The organism is Rhizobium leguminosarum (assembly GCF_010668065.1).
GTDB classification, from domain to species: domain Bacteria; phylum Pseudomonadota; class Alphaproteobacteria; order Rhizobiales; family Rhizobiaceae; genus Rhizobium; species Rhizobium leguminosarum_S.
In genome coordinates this window covers 335,982-356,377 of record NZ_WUEN01000005.1, presented here as the reverse complement: position 1 = coordinate 356,377, position 20,396 = coordinate 335,982, and the positions used below count along the sequence as shown (strand labels likewise).

The following is a 20,396-nucleotide window of genomic DNA, read 5'->3' as shown; positions in this document are numbered from 1 at the left end:
AATTTGCTGTTTTTGGATTCTCAAAACCATATGCCTTGCAACGGGCCGTTCGCCGGATCGCGACCCTGATCACGGCGACAGTAGATAGTGTCAAAGCTGCTGAAAATGCGAGCGGACAAAGCTGGCGACCGTGCGAACAGCGGCGCGCGCGCCATGTGGAACGAGAAGGGCGATCTCGAGCGGTTTCAGCGACGGCAGGCCGTCGTCTTCCGTGGTCAGGCGGCGGTGTCGCGAAGCGACGACCGAGGCCGGCAAAGCCGTAACCGCGGCACCCGCATCCAGCGCCGCCTGAATCGACGGCAGATGTGAGGATGTCCATGCCGCTCGCCATCCGATGCCGGCCTGGGTGAGAGCGTGGACGATATGGGGCCGTGCTCGACAATCCTTCTCTGGAAACAAGGCAAGAGGGAGGGGCCGCTGTCGTTCAATCTGCCCATCCGGAGGTCCACACCAGACCAGCGGCTCGCGACGCAGCAATTCGCCGACGATTGAATCCGGCGCACGAGTGATGATAGCGAGATTGATAGTGCCGTGTTCGACCATCGCCTCGAGGGAGCGGGAGAAGTCGCACTGGATCTCGACCTGGATACGGGGATTGGCGCGCGAAAACTCTTCGATCAAAGGCTTGCCAAACAGCTCGATGTAATCGTCCGGCATTCCAAGACGGACATAGCCGCGCATGGCACCTGGATCGAGCGCTGCCAGCGCCTCGTCCTCGATCGCAATGATACGGCGGGCATAGCCAATCAGGATCTCGCCTGTTTCAGTCAGGTGCACGCCGCGTCTTGTCCGGTCAAACAGCTTCCGCCCGATCTGTTCTTCAAAACGGGCGATGATGAGACTGACGGCCGCTTGCGACTTGCCGATCCTCATCCCTGCTGCAGTAAAGCCACCGGCGTCGGCCACTGCCACGAATGTCGCGAGCGCATCTGTGTCGAAGTGCTGCATTTTGAACCTTGGAACTCGCTATGGGACGTGCGGCGATCTGATCGTTCCGACTAAGCGAGCTTCACCAAAAGACCGCCGGACTGCAGATATCATTCTCCCTTTCCTCAGGTGAGTAAAGCGCTGGCCATGACGCGAACACGCCGATCTGGCCAGCCAATGTCTCAAGGGCATGGATACACACGATGTCGCACAAACCAGCCGCGCCCCAATGACCACGCCCAGAATAGCCTGCTGCCACCGCGGGCCGGTGTCGCCCGCCGCCTCCGCCCGCATCCAACCCGTCTTGTCGTGACACAGAAAAATGCAACTGCAATACTAAAGGTCAGCGACTTGTAGATGCATTCGCGTAAATGCGATTAGGCTTTCGATGTGTTGGGCGACAGCTCGGCGCGTTTCCTCGACGTTGCCCCGGTCGATCGCCTCGATGATAACGAGGTGTTCCGTGGAGTCCGGCTTCAAGCGATCTTTCAGGCGGTCGATTTCGAAGAGACGCGTGGTCGCCCGAAGCTCCCGCAGTACCTTTGCCATGACCGCGTTGCCGCAATGATCAATGATCATATTGTGAAGATTGTCGTCCGAGAACCAATGCGCATCTGTGTGATACGCCGTCGCGCCCAAAAGGTCGTGAATTTCCTGCCGGACGCTCATCAAAAGTCGTCGCGGAATGGCGTTGATCGACAATACCGCTGCTTCAGGTTCGATCAACAACCTCAATTTCAAGCTTTGAAGATACTCGCCGACATCCACCTGTCGCACGACGTAGTTTCGGCCATCGCCCTTGCGAACCAGGCCTTCGCCCTCTAGCCTCTGCAGCGCTTCGCGCAGCGGCGTCCTCGAAATCCCGAGTGTCTCGGCAAGCCTTGCCTCAACGATGACGTGCCCGCCTTTCAGCCGGCGATGCCGGATCATGTCGGACACGGCCTTGTAGGTCAGCGATGCAAGATTGTGCTGCCCTTTCTCCGCGATTTTCCGACCCGGGGCCGCTAAGGCGTCTGTCACCGTCTGCCATTTCCTTGTTCTTTAGGGCGTTGGCCGCTCGACGCGGCACCGCGCTTTCCTTACGCGATCACTTGTTACATATGATAGCCGATTTGGAAAAGGACTGGAACGAGTGCAGATGGACGATGGTCTGAATGAAGTTGGCGACTCCAGCCTTGCTGACGAAACCTACCGTTCCCTGCTGGCCGATATTCTATCAGCCAGGCTCGCGGGGGGATCGGTCGTCCAGCAACGCCGCCTGGCGACGAAACATGCTGTTTCGCGTTCTCCCATGCGCCACGCGCTGGGACGTCTCGAAGGAGAGGGACTACTTGTCAGAAACGAAAAAGGCGTTCTCTCGGTCAGGGTCATCAGTCTCAAGGACTACCTTGACAGCCTCACCATGAGGATGCTGCTCGAACCAACGGCGGCAGCGCTCGCCAGTCCCCATGTTTCGCGACGTGAGCTGGACCCTTTGACAAGGATGCTTGACGAGATCGAGGCCGACCCCGAACCGGACCCTGAGGTGGTCTGGGCGTTTGACGATGCGCTTCACAACTATATCGCAAGCGAAAGCCGCAACCCATTTATGGCAACCACAATCGGGGAGATGCGGCGCTACACAACGATCTTCGAGCGGCAGCTGCCTGTCGTGCGCGCAAAGCCGGGCGTGCTAGAACATCGAGCGATCCTGCTTGCCCTAGCCTCCAACGATGCCGAGGCGGCTCGCCGAGCCATGACCGATCATCTCGAAGTCGTCCGTCAGGGCGTGCTTGCGAACTACTGAATCGATGAGTTGAGAATGCACTTGCATCCACGGTGGACTTTTGTATAAAAGTGGGATCCCACTTGAATGCACGGTCGGGATCCAACGATAAAGAACCGAACTCCAGAGGCTCTCCATGCTCCGTTCACACTTCTCTCGCAGCGTTCTTGCCGCGTCCTTCCTGTCGGTCACAGCGTCTTTTGCCTTCGCTCAATCCTGCGAACCCAAAGTGGCGGCAGGCGAGTTGATCAAGCCCGGCACGCTCGTCATGTCGACCAATCCAACGCTTCCTCCGCTCCAGTTCATCGACTCCACGGGTGATCTGAAGGGCATGCGCATCGACCTCGGTAAAGAGATCGCCAAGCGCCTTTGCCTTGAACCCGAATATGTCCGCATCGAATTCTCCGCGATGGTTCCGGGTCTGCAGGCTGGCCGCTGGGACATGATCAATACGGGCATTTTCTTCACCGAGGAACGCGCCAAGATCATGCAGATGATCCCCTATGAAGATCAGGCCATCAGCGTCTCCGTGGCGCCGGATTCGAAGAAAAACGTCGCCGCAAAAGATGATCTGGCCGGCATGACGATCGGTGTCGAAATTGGTGGTTTCGAGGAAACAAAGATACGCCTTCTCGACAAGGAACTGCGTGACGCGGGCAAGGAAGGCCTGACCATCCAGACGTTCGATAATTTCGCCTTGGCCTTCCAGGCTCTGCGGGCAGGCCAGGTCCAGGGTGTCGTGTCGATCGACGCGGTCGCCAAGGAGTACGATTCCCGCGGGGACTTCAAACGGGCAATCAGCGGCCTCTACCCCGCTCCGGTTTCTGTCGCATTCAAAAGCCCGGCTTTGGCTGATGCCGTGTCTGCGACGTTGAAAGACATGAAGGCGGATGGATCTCTGAAGGCGCTCTTTGACAAATACGGTCTGCCGATGGTCGCGGGTGACTATTCGGTCAAAGGCCCCGGCCGCTGAACTGATTTCAAAGATCGTTTAGAGATGAGGCGGGGCGCGACCACGTCGCGCCAGCGCTCTTGCAGAAGGTCGTCTTCATGTCGCTTTGGAACTGGTCTGGCTTCTTCGGTTACCTGTTCAACCCCTTTATACTTGGCGGGGTGTTCACGACCGTCTGGCTCACCGTCGTCTCGTTGGTTGCGGGGCTAATTCTTGGTTTTGCCCTTGCATTGATGCGGCGATCGTCACGGCGGGTGCCATATTACATTGCCAAGGCGTATATCTGGCTTTTTCGTGGCACGCCGCTTCTTGTACAGTTGATTGCGATCTACACGGCGCTTCCACTGTTCGGCATCAAGTTCACCGTCATAGAGGCGGCGTTGCTCGGATTGGCTCTCAACGAGGCGGCTTATCTCGCGGAGATCATTCGCGCCGGTATCGAAGCCGTGCCGGAAGGCCAGACCAGGGCCGCGCGCGCGCTCGGCATGACGGAGCGTCAGATCATGCGCTACATCGTCATGCCGCAAGCCTTTAAAGTTATCGTTCCGCCTCTCGGCAATTCGGTGAACGGTCTCTTGAAAACGACCTCTGTCACCTCCGTCATCTCGGTCGAAGAACTCCTTCGCCGGACCCAGGTTCTCATCCAGGAGCGGTTCATGGTGCTCGAACTGTTTGCGGTCGCGGCGATTTATTACCTCCTCCTCACAACACTCTGGGACTTCTTCCAGAACCATATCGAAAAGCGTCTCGGTCAAGCCGGATCTCGGCTTTCCATTAACGAGAAGCGCTAGAACCAGGATTTTCAAATGCAGAAGACGTTCCGCGGTGTCTACACCGTGATGATTACGCCCTTGGATCCCAGCGGCGCGGTAGATCTGAAGGGGCTGGCTGCCTTTACCGACTGGCAGGTCAAGGAAGGTATCCATGGTCTGATCCCTCTTGGATCGACGGGTGAGTTTCTGTCGCTCAGCGAGGAAGAGCGCGAAAGTGTGGCGAGGACCGTCATCGAAACTGTCGCGGGACGGGTGCCTGTTCTGATCGGCACCGGAGCGGAAGATACGCGGGAGTCCATTCGCCTTAGCGTCAAGGCCGAAGCAATGGGCGCTGACGGCGTCATGATTATTCCACCGTTCTATTCGACCCCAACGGATGACGAACTCGTTCACCACTACAAGAGCATTGCGTCTGCCGTGACCATCCCGATTATGGTCTACAACAATCCCGCGACCGCAAACGTCGATCTGAAGCCGGAGTTGGTCAAGCGCATCGCCGAAATCGACGGCTGCGATTATATCAAGGAGTCCACCCTCGAAGTGACGCGCGTGCGCGATATCATCCGGCTGGCCGGCGACGATATGACTGTGTTCGGGGGTATTCTCGGGTTCGAGTCTTTCGTTATGGGTGCGCAGGGCTGGGTGGCAGTGGCTTCAAATGTTGCGCCAGGACCGATGGCGCGGATCTTCGAACTTGTCGCAAATGAGAAAAAGTTCGATGAGGCAAGAGAGCTTTACCTCAAATGGCTACCTGTCATTCAGGCGGTCGGGGGTCAGGCCTATGTCGCAGGAACGAAGTCACTGCTGACCCACATGGGATTTGGCGCAGGCCTGCCGCGTCCGCCGCGCCTACCGTTGCCACCCGAGCAGGATGCCGCCATGAAGAGGCTGGTGGCCGATTTCGGTCTGACGTTCAGCGTCTGAGGAATTCCATGATGCCCGTCGCTTCCATAAACCAGAGTTTGAGGCCCGACGATGCGCGGGTCAGGCTCTCGGTCGACGGTCTGCAGATATTTGCCGAAAAGGGCATGTCTGTTGCCGCCGCCATCGAGGCGACGGGGCGGCATGAATTTTCCCGAGGCATCAAAGGCGACGGCCGTGGCCTCTTCTGCGGAATGGGTGTCTGTCACGATTGCCTCGTGACGATCGACGGAAAAGTCAGCCAGCGGGCCTGCATGACCACTGTCGACAATGACATGCAGGTCCTGCGCCCTGCTGCGCGGTCGAATCTTGCCACTGGTCAGATTGCCGATCTCTGCGGTGTGCCGCAGTCCTTGACGACAAGGACGATGGACGTTCTCATCGTCGGAGCGGGACCTGCAGGGCTTGCCGCCGCGCAGGCCCTTGCTGCGGCCGGTGCCAAGGTGATTGTTATTGATGAACGGCCGTCTGCCGGCGGGCAGTATTTCAAACAACCCTCGACACGGAGCGCCACTGAGCAATTGAGTGGCGACGAGCAGGCTTTGTCCGGCGCAGCGCTTATAGGGCAAGTGCGCGATCACGGCGTGACATTTCTAACCGCTACGGTGGTGTGGGGTGCCGCACGTGATAACGACAGTTCGCTTATTATCGCCTGCTATGGGTCCGGCCATGCGTTTTACTGCAAGCCGAAAATACTGATCATCGCGACGGGGGCCTACGAACGCCCAACGCCAGTCAGGGGTTGGACACTTCCTGGTGCGATGACAACAGGGGCCGCCCAGACGTTGCTGAGGAGCTATGGCACCGTTCCCGGCCGAAGGATCATTGTCGCCGGAAACGGTCCTTTGAATATGCAGGTCGCAAACGAACTTCGAAAGGCAGGAGCCTCCATAGTCGCTTTGCTGGAAGCAGCGCCGCCACCCTGGTCTCGCCCTGCAGCAGCCCTCGGCCTTCTGACAACAGATCCCGCTCTCGCCCGCCACGGATTGCGCCAGATATCGTCGCTTAGGTCCACGGGCGTCAAGATAGGCTGGAATAGCGTGCTCACCTCGATCAACGGTTTGCAGCGTGTGGAGAACGTCACGTTTGCCGGACCAGGCGGTGAGACCAATCTCGATGCTGACACGGTCCTTATCGGCGGCAATTTCACATCCTCCAATGAGCTGTCGCGGCTACTCGGGTGCGGCCATGAGGTCGTCGGCAGCGATCTGCGGGCAGTGCGGGGTCTCGACGGTCAGACAACGCTTGCAAACGTGCATATTGTCGGTGAAGCGGCGCGTTTCGGCGGTGCGCATGTTGCGATGGCAGAAGGGCAGATCGCCGCCGCGGCGATTGCGCGAAAACTGGGCCTCCTTGTCCAAGCCGACGAAAGCACAGTGAAAAGGCTTGCCCGCCACAGACGCTTTCAAGAGGCCCTTTGGAAGGTCTTTGCGCCGAAGAACGATGCAAAGACAAAGACGGCAATTCCGCCAGATGATGCATTGATCTGCCGTTGCGAAGGCGTGACTTACGGTGTCTTGAGGACGCTCAGCGTAGATAGTGCGCAGGACGTCTCGACATTAAAGCGCCTGTCGCGTGCCGGCATGGGGCGGTGTCAGAGCCGCTACTGCGGCAAAGCGATCGCTGACGTCGTGAAAGAACGGCACCTCACGGGCGAAACAAGCGGTTTTCTGGCTCCGCAAATGCCACTTCGACCCATTCCGCTGGCGGCGCTTGCGGTCGAAAAGCCGGAATGGGGCGGCCACAAGCGCGCCCTTTTGCCGGAAAAACCTCCATTGGCGAGCCCTCAAGCTTTGCCGGTGGCGGAAACGTCCACGCTGGTAATCGGCGCCGGCATTGCAGGCCTTTCGACGGCGCTCTTCCTTGCCCGGGAAGGCGAGGACGTTGTGGTGGTGGAGCGCGCTTTTGCGAACTCGCTGGCATCAGGAGGGAATGCAGGAAGCCTTCATGCCCAGTTGCTTTCCTTCGACCATGGTGCCCGTGCCGAAGGTGGCGGCGGAGCCGCCGCACAAACACTTCCCCTCCAGCGCGATTCAATCGCTCTTTGGGCCGCACTGCAAAGCGAGCTCGGTCAGGATTTCGAGATGAAGGTCACAGGCGGCCTCATGGTGGCCGAAACCGATGACCACATGCGTTTTCTGGCGGAAAAGGTCGGGGTGGAGTGCGCGGCCGGGATCGATTGCCGCTTGATCGGGCAAGAGGAACTGCGCTCCCTGGAGCCTGCTCTGTCTTCTCACTTCGTCGGCGCTGCCTACTGCTCCCAGGAGGGCAAGATCAATCCTCTCGTCGCTACGCAATATATATTGGAGGCGGCGCGGCGAGACGGCGCTCAAGTCTTCGAAAATTGCGAGGTCACCGGAATAAGGACCTCGGACGACGGGTTCGAGGTCAAGACATCGAGGGGCATATTGCGGGCAAAACGGATCGTCAATGCGGCCGGAGCCTTCGCTTCAAGGATCGGCGCGATGCTCGGTGTCGATGTGCCGGTATTTGGTGCTCCGCTGCAGATGGTGGTTACCGAGGCCGCAGCGCCTTTGATCTCGTGTCTCGTCGCCCATGCCGACCGCCATTTGACACTGAAGCAGGCGGCAAACGGGAACTTCATCATCGGCGGCGGCTGGACCGCAGGCCTCGATCCCGTCCATCAACATCCGCGCCCGCTCCTGTCGAGCCTTGAGGGGAACCTTTGGGTTGCCCAGCATGTCGTCCCCGCTCTGCGCAAACTTCACGTCATCCGAAGTTGGGCGGCGATGAACATCAATATCGACGGTGCGCCGATCCTCGGCGAACATCCGTCAATGCCCGGGTTCTTCAACGCCGTCACGTCAAACGGCTATACGCTCGGCCCGATCGTCGGCCAGTTAACATCTCGGCTCGTTCTCGGTCGCGAGACCGATAGAGCCTTGCAACCCTTTTCCATCTCGCGTTTCCAGAAAGGCCGGGCATGATTGAGATCACTGGCGTTACCAAATATTACGGTCAGTTCGCTGTCCTTAAGAACTGCTCGGTGAACGTCGAGCGCGGCGAGGTCGTGGTTGTCTGCGGTCCCTCGGGGTCGGGCAAATCGACGTTGATCAAATGCGTCAACGGGCTCGAGCAGTTTCAGGAAGGTTCGATCCGGGTGCATGGTATCGAAGTCGGCGACCCGAAGACCGACCTGCCGAACCTTCGCACACGGGTAGGCATGGTCTTCCAGAATTTCGAATTGTTTCCGCATCTGACGATCATCGGCAATATCATGCTGGCGCAGAAGATTGTCATTGGCCGCAGCGAAACGGCAGCCCACGCGAAGGCCATGGCGCTTCTTGATCGCGTTGGGCTGACGGACCACGCGAACAAATATCCAAGCCAACTCTCCGGCGGGCAGCAGCAGCGCGTGGCGATCGCGCGGGCGCTCGCGATGGATCCGCTCGCCATGCTCTTCGACGAGCCGACATCCGCGCTTGATCCAGAGATGATTTCCGAAGTGCTCGACGTCATGACCGGACTGGCAAAGGACGGCATGACGATGATGGTCGTCACCCATGAGATGGGATTTGCCCGCCGGGTGGCGACACGCGTGATTTTCATCGATCAGGGCGAGATCGTCGAGGATCGTCCGAGCGAGGAGTTTTTCGCGGGAAAACACAACCCACGAACCGAAGCTTTCCTTGGCAAAATCCTGCAACACTGAAGGTCAGGCCTGTGAGCAACTACGATCTCATCATTCAGAACGGCACGGTGGCGACCGGCATCAAAGACGGCCAATAACGACAATTGTCGCCGGAAAGCCTGTCGTCGAAAACGGCGTCCTGGTGGGTACTAAGGGCCACGGGCAATATCGGAAAGCCGCGGCGAGACAAATCAACAAGCAGTCAAATCTAACAAGAGCGACATCATGAAACTGAAAATTACAGCAGGGCCATTCATCTTCGACGCTGTCCTGGAAACAGCCAGAGCGCCCAAAACCTGTGAAGCATTCATCAAGCAGATGCCGTTCGATGGTAAAATCGTGCACGTTCGTTGGTCTGGCGAGGGCGTTTGGATCCCGCTTGGCGACCATGATTTCGGCGTCGGTTATGAGAACCATACAAGCCATCCGGCCCCCGGTCATATCATCCTTTACCCGGGAGGCATTAGCGAAACGGAAATCCTGCTTGCCTACGGAGGCGTCGATTTTTCATCGAAAATGGGCCAACTGGCTGGCAATCATTTCATCACAATCACATCCAATCTCGACCAACTCGCCGAAATAGGGCGCCTCACGCTGTGGGAAGGCGCGCAATCCATTCGATTTGAGGCCGTATCCTAGCGCAGGATGATTTTAGGCCGGGTCGGCCTAAAATCTGAATCCTGTTTTAAATTAAATAGTTAGAGCATGATGTCGTCCGAAAACCGCTCACACTTTTCGGCATCATGCTCTAGGCGCAATAGCGCGAGGCGACAAGGTTGACGCCGGCGTGCCAGCACCGCCAAACGCAGCGGTTGGCACGTTTCCTGCATTCTAGTCTACGAGAATTTCTTCGAGACTTCCAAATGTTGGACGAGGCCCGAAATGTCTTTTGATTTTGACTTCGAACTTGCGAAAAGAGCGGCGCAAGAACTGCCTCCGTCGCAGAAGCAGCCAAAAACGCGTAAGATGTCTCTTCTACAGAGGCTCATGGCTTCGCCGCCAATTCCTCCTCGTCCGTCTCGCAGGAGCAGGTAAGGCGGTGCTATGCCGACGGTTCTATTCCCGTTGAGGCGGCGTCATGTCTACACATGCGGTGCGTGCGACACTTGACGACTGTGTCGCCGGGATAGCCCAGCGCAGGCGTCCAACGACGAGATCACTCTCTACAAGGCAGTCGGAACGGCGTTGGCTGATCTTGCCGCCACGATGGTGTATGAAGCCGCCTTTGATCGCCGGCTGACATCTTCTGGTCGGGGCGATCGCGAATGATCGGAACGCGCCTGTTGCCCCGTTCCAATAGGCCGGCAGCCTCTGCTCCCGACGACTTCAATAGCGCGCATCTTCAAGGCCACAGAAAGGGTCTACCGGGTTGGTGCCGAGGAAGGGCTTGCGACCGAGCATACAATCAACGACGGCTTCCTGGACGCTGTCCATGGTGGAGTACGCATTGATATAGGCCGGTACGCGCGGCGCATCGTAAAGGTGATAGGGATGCCCAAAGGAGATCATTACGGAGGGAATATTCGTCCAGGGTCGGTACATGGCCTTGAAAAGGCCTCCACCACCCATCCTATGCCAGTCGACGAATATCCGACCTCGCACGAGTAGCGACTCGTCGCCTAGCGCGTAGAGGACGAGGTCGAAGTCGTCGGGGGTCGGCACGATGTCCGATCGGTCGATCGTGACTTCGAAACCTTCCTTCCGCAACAGCGCGGGTAGCAAGAATTCCAGTGGCTGCGGCATGAGCGGATGAATGATGCCGCCGTCGACCAGCAGCACGCGCTTTGTTTTCGCCGGATCGAGCGGAAAGATACCATTGACGTCCTTCACAAGCGTAGGCGAGCGGCCGATGTATTCCCTTGATGCTGCGACATTGTCTGGATGCGCAAGCAGGTGGCGCGCTTCCGCCGCATCGGGGAGGACGTCTGACGGTTGAAAAAGTTTGAGATGGGCCTTGAGCGCCAGCACGCGAAGAACCGCTTCCTCAAGTCGTTCCGGAGTAATTCGCCCATCTTCGATGGCACCCTTGACCGCCGCCATATCCTCCTCAGGTTCATCGCTGAAGAGGATCATGTCGCAGCCATTCGCGATGATATCAGGCAGCGTATCGAGGTGGTGGCCCCAGGCGGACAACCCTCCCATGGGTGTCGCGTCAGAGACGATGATGCCATTGAAGCCGAGTTCATTTCGGAGAAGATCAACGTTCAGCAACCGGGAAACCGAGGCCGGTCGGAAAGCCTCAAGCCCGGCATCTGGCATCTTCGACCGAATATAGGCCGGAAGGGAAATGTGCCCGCTCATGATTGCCAACACGCCTTCGGCGATCAGCGTTCTATAGAGCCGACCGAAGGTTTCCTTCCACTCGTCCATGGAAAGCGGATTGGTCGTCGTAACGAGGTGCTGATCGCGGTCGTCATATCCCTCGCCCGGCCAGTGCTTTGCGGTGGCGGCAACTCCATTTCGTTGGAGACCGTGAACATGGGCAACCGCGTGCCGCTCGATCTTGTTGACATCGGAGCCGTATGACCGCGTACCGACAATCGGTGATCGGAACGCGGTATTTATGTCGATGACCGGCGTGAAGGACCAGCGCACCCCCATCGCGCGGCCCTCGCGTGCCAAGATTTCTGAACTTTTCTCGGTCGCCTGGACGTCATCGACGGCGGCAAGGCCAAGTTGGCCCAGCACCGGAGTGCCGAAAGCGAAGGAATGACGGCTGCCTTCAAGGTCTGCGCTGATGATGGGCGGGACTTTGCTCTTGGCCACGAGGTCAGAGATAACCCGCCGCTCGAGCTCGAGGTCAGCCGTGAAGAAGCGGGTTACGCCGCCCGGCCTTAGTGAAGCAATGCGTTTGAAATCCTCCTCATCCGTCCCGATCATGATCAAGGTGAAGAGTTGGCCGATCTTGTCATCGAGATCGAGCGAGGCATAGACATCGCGGATCCAGGATATCGCAGCGTCGTCGAGGTTGAACGGCGCTTTGCGAAGCTCGTCGTAGATCGTCATAAGTTCCCCCGTTGATCAACGCTCTGCGGATAGCCCGTGTGAATATGCACGCTATCCCGTCATAAGCCAGCGCGGTGATGTCAGGTTAAGTTCGTCGGGAACATTTTGGATATCGAGGGTCGGCTTGAGCAGTCGCTTGAGCAGCGGGCGGCGAAGCGACGGCCGCTTTAGTTCCCCCTGAATGGCCTGGGACATCAGGCTCTCATTTTTGATCTAGGAAGCGAAGCGCCACACCGTCGTCTTTTTGATTTCGCTGTCCTCCAGCGCCCGCGTTACCGGCACCTCATAAACCGCGCAGAATTCCAGCTGATCCCGCGGCAGATAGCTACGTCCGGGATCGCCGACCAGCACCGGCTTGCCGTCGGCTGCCAGCTTGGCGAACCAGGGAACGAGCGCATCGGCGAAAGCGCGGTCGTAGAAGACGTCGCCGGCAAGCACGATATCCGCATCGACGGCTTGCCCGATCAGATCGGCGCCTGTAAATCCGAGCGAAACGCGATTGGCCTCGGCATTCAGCCGGACTGCGGCTTCCGCCCAGGGATCGATATCGGCGGCCGTGGCTTCCCGGGCACCGGCGATCATCGCCGCAATGCCGACAAGGCCGGAACCGCTTGCGAAATCCAGCACCCGCTTGCCGCGCACCGCTTCCGGATGATCGAGAACGTAGCGCGCCAGTCCCTGGCCGCCCGCCCAGGCAAAAGCCCAGAAGGGCGGCGGCAGGCCGATCGCCTCCAGCTCCTCCTCCGTCTTCAGCCAGAGTTCATGCGCCTCACTCGCCAGATAGAGCGAAATCTCCGGCACATGCGGTGGCGGCATCAGGCTGGTATTGGCGCGGATGAAAGCTTGCGGATCAGTCTTCAACGCGGCGGATTGTCCAGTCCGCCCATGCGGCAGACTTCGAGATATTCTTCCTCGGTAACCGGCTGCACCGAAAGCCGCATCGAGGTGACGAGCGCCATCTTGGCGAGCTTCTCGCTCGCCTTGACATCCTTCAGCGTCACCGGCTTCGGCACGTCCATGACGGCGCGGATGTCGACGCAATCCCACTTCGGATCGCCCTTAGCGGAAGAATCGGGATGCGACAGGGCGCAGACTTCGACGATGCCGACGATCTCCAGTCCGTCATTGGAATGATAGAAGAACCCTTTGTCGCCGATCTGCATCGCCCGCATGTTGTTGCGCGCCAGATAGTTGCGGACGCCGGTCCATTCCGTGCCCTTTTCGCCGGCAGCCTTCTGCTGCTCCCAGGACCAGGAGGCGGGTTCGGATTTATAAAGCCAGTGCGCCATGCTCACGCCTCCGGTTTGTTGAAGACCCAGTTATAGGCCTTGACGTCGACGCTTTCGAATAGTCCGGCCTTGGCATAGGGATCGGCATCGGCAAGCGCACGCGCCGCCTCTTTCGATTCCGCTTCGACGATGATCAGGCTGCCGCAGGGCTTGCCGTCGTCATCGAGAAACGGGCCGGCGATCTTCAGCGTGCCCTCGGCGTTCAGCTTGTTGAGATGCTCGATATGCGTCGGACGCGTATCCATGCGCACGTTCAGATGTCCCGGTTTGTCCTTGCAGAGAAGGGCGAAAAGCATGTCTGTCTCCTATTCGGTGGTGATCGGACGCGTCATCAGCTGCTCTATCGCCTCCGCGATATCGAGCCTGCCGTCGATGATGGCGGAAACGGCATCGGTGATCGGCATGCTGACCTTCAATTCCGCCGCAAGCCGCGAGGCGACGGAGGCGGCAAACGCGCCTTCCACCAGCGCACCCTGCAGCGGATCGGTCTTTTCGCCGCGCCCGAGTGCGATGCCGAAGCGCAGGTTTCGCGATTGATGGCTCGTCGCCGTCAGCACCAGATCGCCGAGGCCGGAAAGCCCGCGCACCGTATCCGCTTGGCCACCTTTGGCAACGACGAAACGCGACATCTCGGCAAGCCCGCGCGCAATCAGCGCCGCACGCGCGGAATCACCGATGCCACGGCCTTCGACGATGCCGCAGGCGATCGCCAGCACATTCTTCAGCGCGCCGCCGAGCTGCACGCCGATCCGATCGTTGGAAGCGTAGAGCCGGAAGGTCCGCCCGGAAATCGCCTGAGCGAGCCGCTCCGCAATTTCCATGTCGGCTGCCGCAATCGCCATCGCCGTCGGCAAGCCCTTGGCGATATCGGCGGCAAAACCCGGACCGGAGAGCACGGCGACGGGATGGTCCGGCAGTTCCCGTTCCAGCATGTCGGTCAAAAGATTGCCGGTCGCCCGTTCGATACCCTTGGCGCAGGTGACGACCACGGCATCCTTGGAAAGATAAGGTCCGTATTGCCGTGCCGCATCGGCCTGCGCCTGCGACGGCATTGCAAAAAGCACGATGGAGGCACCAGTGATCGCATCCGCCCCGGCGGAAAATTCCAGCGTATCGGGCAGGAGAATACCGGGCAGCACCGCATCATGCAGCCGTTCGGCCTTCAGATCGGCAATCAGTGCCGGATTACGCCCGACGAGTGTCACGGCGCTGCGGCCGGCAAGCGCGATGACGGCGGCAAGCGCCGTGCCGAAAGCCCCCGATCCGACGACGGCGATATTTTCGCTCATGCCTTGGCCCCTCGTTTTCCAAAGCCGATCAGCGTTTCCGCATTGGAATCGAGCGGCCAGCGCGACCGTGGCTGCACGTCGAGCGCATCCGGTGCAGCACCGGTCGCCATCCGCTCCAGCCCCGCCCAGGCGATCATCACGGCATTGTCGGTGCAGAGGTGCAGCGGTGGCGCGACGAAGCGGAAGCCATTCTTGTCGCACAGCGCCTGCAGCGTGCCGCGCAGTTCGAGATTGGCGGCGACACCGCCGGCAACGACGAGCGCCGGCTTTTCGCCAGTCGCTGGGCCAGTAGCAGGGAATGTCGCGGGAAATTCCGTCTTGAATCGCTGCAGGCCACGGCCGATACGGTCCTTCAGCGTCCGCGAAACTGCCTTCTGGAACGAGGCGCAGATATCCGCCACGTCCTGATCGCTAAGCGGCGCGATATCCTGCGCCGCCTGCCGCACCGCGGTCTTCAGGCCGGAGAAGGAGAAGTCGAGCCTCGCCTCACCGACCAGCGGCCGCGGAAAATCGAACCGATCGGGATTGCCGTCCCCCGCCATTCGCTCCACCGCCGGGCCGCCGGGATAGGGCAGGCCGAGCAGCTTTGCCGTCTTGTCGAACGCTTCGCCGAGCGCATCGTCGATGGTAGTGCCCCAGCGCTCATACTGCCCGACACCACGCACCAGGATAAGCTGAGTATGGCCGCCGGAGACGAGCAGCATCAGATAGGGAAAGGAAAGCCCGTCCGTCAGCCGCGCCGTCAGCGCATGGCCCTCGAGATGGTTGATCGCATAGAGCGGCTTGCCGGCGGCTCTGGCGATCGCCTTGCCGGTCATCAACCCCACCAGCAGCCCGCCGATCAGCCCCGGTCCCGACGTGGCGGCGATGGCGTCGACATCGTTGAGCGACACATTGGCGCGCGCTAGCGCTTCCTCGATCAGCTCGTCCAGCGCTTCGACATGGGCGCGTGCGGCAATCTCTGGCACCACGCCGCCATAGGCGCTATGCTCGTCAAGCTGGGAAAGCACCACGTCCGACAGCACATTGGAATGCCCTTCCGCATCGCGCTCGACGACCGCGGCGGCGGTCTCGTCGCAGCTCGTTTCGATGCCAAGGATGCGCAGAAAGGGAACCATGAAGCCTGTTCGTTGATTGCGATGGGATGGAAACCCGTTTACGAGAACTCCGGTAACAACGGAATAGAACGGATGCAAACAAAACCTTTCCGGATCGGTACGCGAGGCAGCCCGCTGGCGCTTGCCCAGGCGCATGAGGCCCGCGACAGGCTGATGGCGGCGCATCATCTGCCCGAGGACATGTTCGAGATCGTCGTGCTGACGACCAAGGGCGACCGCATCACCGACCGGTCGCTGGCCGAGATCGGCGGCAAGGGGCTGTTCACCGAAGAGCTCGAACAGAAGCTTGCCGCCGGCGAGCTCGATTTCGCCGTGCATTCCGCCAAGGACATGGCGACGAAGCTGCCCGAGGGGCTTTATCTCTCTGCCTATCTGCCGCGCGAGGATATCCGCGACGCCGTCATCGGCCGCACCGCGCGCAAACTGATCGACCTGCCGCATGGCGCCACCGTCGGTTCATCCTCGCTCCGCCGCCAGGCACTGATCCGCCGCATGCGGCCGGATATCAATGTCATCACCTTCCGCGGCCTGGTGGAAACCCGCCTGCGCAAGCTCGAAGAGGGCGAGGTGGATGCGACCTTGCTGGCGCTTGCCGGTCTGAAACGCCTCGGCAAGGTCGACGTACTGACCGATATCCTCGATCCCGACACCTTCCCGCCGGCGCCGGCGCAGGGAGCGATCTGCATCGAAAGCCGCATCGGCGATGCCAGGGTCGACGATCTGCTGGCGCCGGTCAATGACGGCCCGACCTTCGACACCGTCTCCTGCGAACGCGCCTTCCTCGCCGCACTCGACGGCTCCTGCCGCACGCCGATCGGCGGTTATGCCGTCTGCGAAGGCGACCTGATCCGGTTCTCCGGCCTCATCATCACCCCCGACGGCCGCAGCCAGCATGCGGTGACGACCGACGGCCACCGCCGCGATGCGGCAGCGCTCGGCACCCGCGCCGGCCAGGACGTGCGCGCCAGGGCCGGCAGCGCCTTTTTCGACGACTGGCACTGAAGCGGCCATGCGTGTGCTCGTCACCCGCCCCGCGCATTCGGCCGAGCGAACAGCACAACGTTTGCGCGATTTGGGCCATGAGCCCTTGCTGCTGCCGCTGCGTCAGCCGCTGCACGACAGCGCCGCAGCCGCAGGCGCGCTTGCAGCCACCGGCAGCGCAATCGCGGTGACCAGTGCCGAAGCCATCAGGGTCCTCTCCGCGCTCGGCGAGCAACTTCACCCGCATCTCGCCCGTCCGCTTTTTGCGGTCGGCGAAACGACGGCGGAAGAAGCGCGCAGCCTCGGCTTCCGATCGGTCGCCTCATCCCAAGGCAATGGCCGCGATCTCGCCGATCTCGTCGCGACGCAGGGAGCGGACGGGTTGCTTTATCTTGCCGGCATGCCGCGCGCCGAAACTTTCGAAGCAGGATTGCGCGAACTCGGCATCCGCTTTTCTATCGCCGAATGCTATCGCATGCAGCCGATCGTTCCCGGCCAGCCCGAGATCGAAGCGATTTTCTCAAGGTCTCGTCCTGACGCCATTCTCTTCTATTCCCGGCAGACGGCCGAGGATTTCTTTCGCGTGCCGGAACTGCGATCAGCCGTGCCGGAACACAGCGGAATCCGCATTCTCTGCCTTAGCGAGGCCGTTGCGGAGGCCATTCCGGCGGCTTTGAAAAAAAGCGTCGAGATTTCACCGATGGCGGATGAGAAAAGTCTTCTGTCGCTGCTTTGAATGCTCTAACCGCCCAAATTTGATCTAACCTCTTCCCTTAACTGGCATCACTGTCTAGTTTCGTTGCAATGCAGGATAAAGAGGACCTCATGGTATCGGGAAACCCGCCACGCCATTCGAAGAGCGCCGACGAACCGGTCACGATCGACCTCGATGCACAGGAATTCGCCGCTGCAGCCGATACCGAAAAACCGGTAGACAATGAAACCGGCGATGCCGACAGCACTACCGCCGATGTCGGCCTGGCGCCCGAAACCGAGACTGCGTCGCATGCCGAACATGAAGAGAAGCCTGTGATGGATGCGCCGGAGGAGGAACCGGCAGCTCCAGAACCTTCCTTCACCCCTCCTCCTGAACAGCCTGCGCCGAAGAGCGCCGGCACCTCCGGCCTGATTGCCGCCGGCATCTTCGGCGGCCTCGTGGCGCTGCTTGGCGCCGGCGCCATCCAGTATGCGGGTTACCTCCCAGGCTCCTCCGCGCCGCAGACGACCTCGCCGGAGACGGCCGATCTTGCCGGTGAGATCGACGGCCTGAAACAGGCCGTCGCCAACCTTGCCGCCAATCCGGCGAGCACGGATGACGGCGAGCTTGCGAAACGCGTCGCTGCGCTGGAAACGGCTGCAAAGGCCCCCGCAGTCGCCGCACCGACCGATTCTGCTAACGTCGATGCACTCAACCAGAAGATTGCGGAGCTGACCGGTCAGGTCGACCAGCTGCGCTCGACGCTTGCCCAGTCTTCCGAGCAGCAGACGACGAACGGCGCCGATATCAGCAAGCGCCTCGAAGAGGCCGAAAAGAAGCTGAGCGAGCCGCGCGAGGACGTCGCCGTTGCCCGGGCGATCGCCGCTGCCGCCCTGAAGGCGGCGATCGATCGCGGTGGCCCGTTCCTGGCCGAACTCGACACCTTCGCCGGCGTCGCGCCCGACGATCCGGCCGTCGCCGACCTCAAAGCCTTTGCCGAGACCGGCATTCCCTCACGCGCCGAGCTGGTGGGCGAGGTTCCCGATGTCGCCACCGCTATCGTCGAAGCCGTCAACCAGCCGGATCCGAATCAGAGCTGGTCGGACCGGCTGATGTCGAGCGCCAAATCGCTGGTGACCGTTCGTCCCGTCGGCAATATCGAGGGTGAAAGCGTCGAAGCCATCACCGCCCGCATGGAGGAGAAGGTGAAGAACGGCGACCTGCCCGGCGCTTCCGCCGAATGGAACAGCCTGCCCGCCCTCGGCAAGCAGGCATCCGCCGCCTTCAAGCAATCGCTCGAAGCGCGCATCCGCGTCGAGGAACTGGTCGGCGGGGCGCTGTCGAAAGCGGTCTCCGGCACCGGCAAGGAGGGATGAGACCATGCTGATCCGCCTTGTCGTCTTCGCCCTCTTCGTGCTGCTTCTTGCCTATGGCTTTTCCTGGCTCGCCGATCGTCCCGGTGACCTCTCGCTGATCTGGGAGGGCCAGATCTACCAGACGAAGCTGATCGTCGCCGCCAGCGCAATCATCGCCCTCGTCGCCGCCGTGATGATCGCCTGGTGGTTCGTCCGCCTGGTCTGGACCTCGCCGCATTCGGTGACGCGTTATTTCCGCGCCCGCAAGCGGGACCGCGGTTATCAGGCGCTGTCGACCGGCCTGATCGCCGCCGGCGCCGGCAATGCGCTGCTTGCCCGCAAGATGGCCGCCCGCTCGCGCGGCCTGATCCGCGCCGATCAGGAACCGCTGATCAACCTGCTGGAGGCCCAGGCCGCCCTGATCGAAGGTCGCCATGATGAGGCGCGCGCCAAGTTCGAGGCCATGGCCAACGATCCCGAGACGCGCGAACTCGGTCTGCGCGGCCTCTATCTGGAAGCCCGCCGTCTGGGGGCCAACGAGGCCGCCCGCCAATATGCTGAAAAGGCCGCCGACAACGCGCCATATCTGCCCTGGGCCGCACAGGCAACGCTCGAATATCGCAGCCAGGCCGGCCGCTGGGATGATGCGATTCGCCTGCTCGAACAGCAAAAGGCCGCCCGCGTCGTCGAAAAGGCCGAAGCCAACCGTCTGCACGCCGTCCTCCTGACAGCGCGCGCCGGCGAGAAGCTGGAAAGCAACCCGACAGGTGCCCGCGACGACGCTCTGCAGGCGCTGAAGCTTGCCGCCGATTTCATTCCGGCAGCCCTCATCGCCGCAAAGGGTCTGTTTCGCGAAGGCGGCGTGCGCAAGGCCGCCTCGATCCTTGAACAGGCATGGAAATCGGCACCTCATCCCGAGATCGGCCAAGCCTATGTCAGGGCCCGCAGCGGCGATTCCACGCTCGACCGGCTGAAGCGCGCCGAACGGCTGGAAGGGCAGCGCCCGAACAACGTCGAATCCCTTCTCGTCGTCGCCCAGGCAGCCCTTGACGCGCAGGAATTCGCCAAGGCTCGCGCCAAGGCGGAAGCGGCGGCCCGCATGCAGCCGCGTGAAGCCGCCTACCTGCTTTTGGCCGACATCGAAGAAGCCGAGACCGGAGACCAGGGCCGCGTGCGCCATTGGCTGGCCCAGGCGCTCAAGGCGCCGCGCGATCCGGCCTGGGTGGCAGACGGCTTCGTATCCGACAAGTGGCTGCCGGTATCGCCGGTGACCGGCCGTCTCGACGCCTTCGAATGGAAGGCGCCCTTCGGCCAGATCGAGGGTGCGCTCGAAGACGGTTCGGCCCCGGCCTCGATCGAAACGGCTTTGAAGACATTGCCGCCGCTGCGTGACGTCAGGCCGGAAAGCCCGGTCAACGACCATCGCATCATCGAGCTGGAACGCGCCGCGACGATTGCCGAGGCTGTGCGCCCCACGCCGGCATCGGCATCGGCACCAGCACCGACATCGGCAAAACCGAAACCCGTCGAACCGGCCGTGAGCGATAAAGCGCCGGCGCCAAGCGAGGCGAAACCTTTCTTTGGCGGACTGCCGGATGATCCCGGCGTTCGCGATCCCAGGGTGGAACCGGAACCCAAGACACGGCTCCGCCTTTTTTGAAATGGAACGAA

The 20,396-nt window shown here is 60.8% G+C and carries 19 protein-coding genes and 2 pseudogenes; 12 read left to right on the top strand and 9 right to left on the bottom strand.

Going from position 1 to position 20,396, the window contains the following annotated elements; genetic code table 11:
- Window positions 1-90: 90 nt before the first annotated feature.
- The 3 genes and pseudogenes from GR198_RS16975 to GR198_RS16970 all read right to left on the bottom strand — a co-directional run bounded on the left by GR198_RS16975 (window position 91) and on the right by GR198_RS16970 (window position 1,947).
- Window positions 91-948, bottom strand: a complete 858-nt coding sequence (locus tag GR198_RS16975) for a LysR substrate-binding domain-containing protein (RefSeq protein ID WP_164069295.1) — start codon at window positions 946-948, stop codon at window positions 91-93.
- A gap of 151 nt (window positions 949-1,099) precedes the next feature.
- Window positions 1,100-1,233, bottom strand: a pseudogene (locus tag GR198_RS35855) (IS701 family transposase); the annotation flags it as partial.
- A 30-nt stretch (window positions 1,234-1,263) separates the two neighbouring features.
- The gene (locus tag GR198_RS16970; RefSeq protein ID WP_164069294.1) at window positions 1,264-1,947 is read right to left on the bottom strand and encodes a GntR family transcriptional regulator; all 684 of its coding nucleotides are present in this window, start codon (window positions 1,945-1,947) and stop codon (window positions 1,264-1,266) included.
- Window positions 1,948-2,059: 112 nt separating this feature from the next.
- Here GR198_RS16970 and GR198_RS16965 point away from each other — a divergent pair, with 112 nt between their 5' ends.
- The 8 genes and pseudogenes from GR198_RS16965 to GR198_RS35850 all read left to right on the top strand — a co-directional run.
- Window positions 2,060-2,713: a GntR family transcriptional regulator gene (locus GR198_RS16965; RefSeq protein WP_312876452.1), complete on the top strand. Its 654-nt coding sequence runs from the start codon at window positions 2,060-2,062 to the stop codon at window positions 2,711-2,713.
- A gap of 115 nt (window positions 2,714-2,828) precedes the next feature.
- Window positions 2,829-3,665, top strand: a complete 837-nt coding sequence (locus tag GR198_RS16960) for an ABC transporter substrate-binding protein (protein ID WP_164069292.1) — start codon at window positions 2,829-2,831, stop codon at window positions 3,663-3,665.
- A 77-nt stretch (window positions 3,666-3,742) separates the two neighbouring features.
- On the top strand, window positions 3,743-4,435 hold the full coding sequence (locus GR198_RS16955; RefSeq protein ID WP_164069291.1) for an amino acid ABC transporter permease: 693 nt from the start codon (window positions 3,743-3,745) through the stop codon (window positions 4,433-4,435).
- 15 nt (window positions 4,436-4,450) lie between these two features.
- Window positions 4,451-5,341 carry a 4-hydroxy-tetrahydrodipicolinate synthase gene (gene dapA, locus GR198_RS16950; protein WP_164069290.1) on the top strand — a complete coding sequence of 297 codons (891 nt, stop codon included), beginning with the start codon at window positions 4,451-4,453 and terminating at the stop codon, window positions 5,339-5,341.
- Between the two features lie 11 nt (window positions 5,342-5,352).
- Window positions 5,353-8,286: an FAD-dependent oxidoreductase gene (locus tag GR198_RS16945; protein WP_409514054.1), complete on the top strand. Its 2,934-nt coding sequence runs from the start codon at window positions 5,353-5,355 to the stop codon at window positions 8,284-8,286.
- Window positions 8,283-9,011 (top strand): amino acid ABC transporter ATP-binding protein, encoded by a 729-nt coding sequence (locus tag GR198_RS16940; RefSeq protein WP_164069289.1) that lies wholly within the window; start codon window positions 8,283-8,285, stop codon window positions 9,009-9,011. The genes GR198_RS16945 and GR198_RS16940 overlap by 4 nt, the downstream gene beginning before the upstream one ends.
- A gap of 204 nt (window positions 9,012-9,215) precedes the next feature.
- Window positions 9,216-9,629, top strand: a complete 414-nt coding sequence (locus tag GR198_RS16935; protein ID WP_018072093.1) for a DUF3830 family protein — start codon at window positions 9,216-9,218, stop codon at window positions 9,627-9,629.
- A 433-nt stretch (window positions 9,630-10,062) separates the two neighbouring features.
- Window positions 10,063-10,259: pseudogene (locus GR198_RS35850) on the top strand (hypothetical protein); the annotation flags it as partial.
- A gap of 57 nt (window positions 10,260-10,316) precedes the next feature.
- On the opposite strand, the gene GR198_RS16925 reads toward GR198_RS35850, so the two are convergent.
- From GR198_RS16925 to tsaD, 6 genes are all read right to left on the bottom strand, one after another.
- Window positions 10,317-11,996 (bottom strand): glycoside hydrolase family 3 protein, encoded by a 1,680-nt coding sequence (locus GR198_RS16925; protein ID WP_164069288.1) that lies wholly within the window; start codon window positions 11,994-11,996, stop codon window positions 10,317-10,319.
- A gap of 213 nt (window positions 11,997-12,209) precedes the next feature.
- The gene (locus GR198_RS16920; protein WP_164069287.1) at window positions 12,210-12,857 is read right to left on the bottom strand and encodes a class I SAM-dependent methyltransferase; all 648 of its coding nucleotides are present in this window, start codon (window positions 12,855-12,857) and stop codon (window positions 12,210-12,212) included.
- A complete protein-coding gene (locus tag GR198_RS16915; protein ID WP_003543603.1) occupies window positions 12,854-13,285 on the bottom strand; it encodes an EVE domain-containing protein in 432 nt (143 codons plus the stop codon). Before GR198_RS16915 ends, GR198_RS16920 begins: the two co-directional genes overlap by 4 nt.
- Window positions 13,286-13,287: 2 nt before the next feature.
- Window positions 13,288-13,581 (bottom strand): YciI-like protein, encoded by a 294-nt coding sequence (locus GR198_RS16910; protein ID WP_003543605.1) that lies wholly within the window; start codon window positions 13,579-13,581, stop codon window positions 13,288-13,290.
- A 9-nt stretch (window positions 13,582-13,590) separates the two neighbouring features.
- The gene (locus tag GR198_RS16905; RefSeq protein ID WP_164069286.1) at window positions 13,591-14,574 is read right to left on the bottom strand and encodes an NAD(P)H-dependent glycerol-3-phosphate dehydrogenase; all 984 of its coding nucleotides are present in this window, start codon (window positions 14,572-14,574) and stop codon (window positions 13,591-13,593) included.
- Window positions 14,571-15,692: a tRNA (adenosine(37)-N6)-threonylcarbamoyltransferase complex transferase subunit TsaD gene (tsaD, locus tag GR198_RS16900; RefSeq protein WP_164069285.1), complete on the bottom strand. Its 1,122-nt coding sequence runs from the start codon at window positions 15,690-15,692 to the stop codon at window positions 14,571-14,573. Before tsaD ends, GR198_RS16905 begins: the two co-directional genes overlap by 4 nt.
- 72 nt (window positions 15,693-15,764) lie before the next feature.
- Between tsaD and hemC the strand changes: the two genes are divergently transcribed.
- The 4 genes from hemC (at window position 15,765) to GR198_RS16880 (ending at window position 20,385) form a co-directional block, all read left to right on the top strand.
- Window positions 15,765-16,694, top strand: a complete 930-nt coding sequence (gene hemC, locus GR198_RS16895; RefSeq protein WP_164069284.1) for a hydroxymethylbilane synthase — start codon at window positions 15,765-15,767, stop codon at window positions 16,692-16,694.
- Window positions 16,695-16,701: 7 nt separating this feature from the next.
- Window positions 16,702-17,409 (top strand): uroporphyrinogen-III synthase, encoded by a 708-nt coding sequence (locus GR198_RS16890; RefSeq protein WP_164069283.1) that lies wholly within the window; start codon window positions 16,702-16,704, stop codon window positions 17,407-17,409.
- Between the two features lie 68 nt (window positions 17,410-17,477).
- Window positions 17,478-18,746, top strand: coding sequence for a COG4223 family protein (locus GR198_RS16885; RefSeq protein WP_204337144.1), 1,269 nt, complete (start codon window positions 17,478-17,480; stop codon window positions 18,744-18,746).
- A gap of 4 nt (window positions 18,747-18,750) precedes the next feature.
- Window positions 18,751-20,385 (top strand): heme biosynthesis protein HemY, encoded by a 1,635-nt coding sequence (locus GR198_RS16880; RefSeq protein WP_164069281.1) that lies wholly within the window; start codon window positions 18,751-18,753, stop codon window positions 20,383-20,385.
- Window positions 20,386-20,396: the final 11 nt, after the last annotated feature.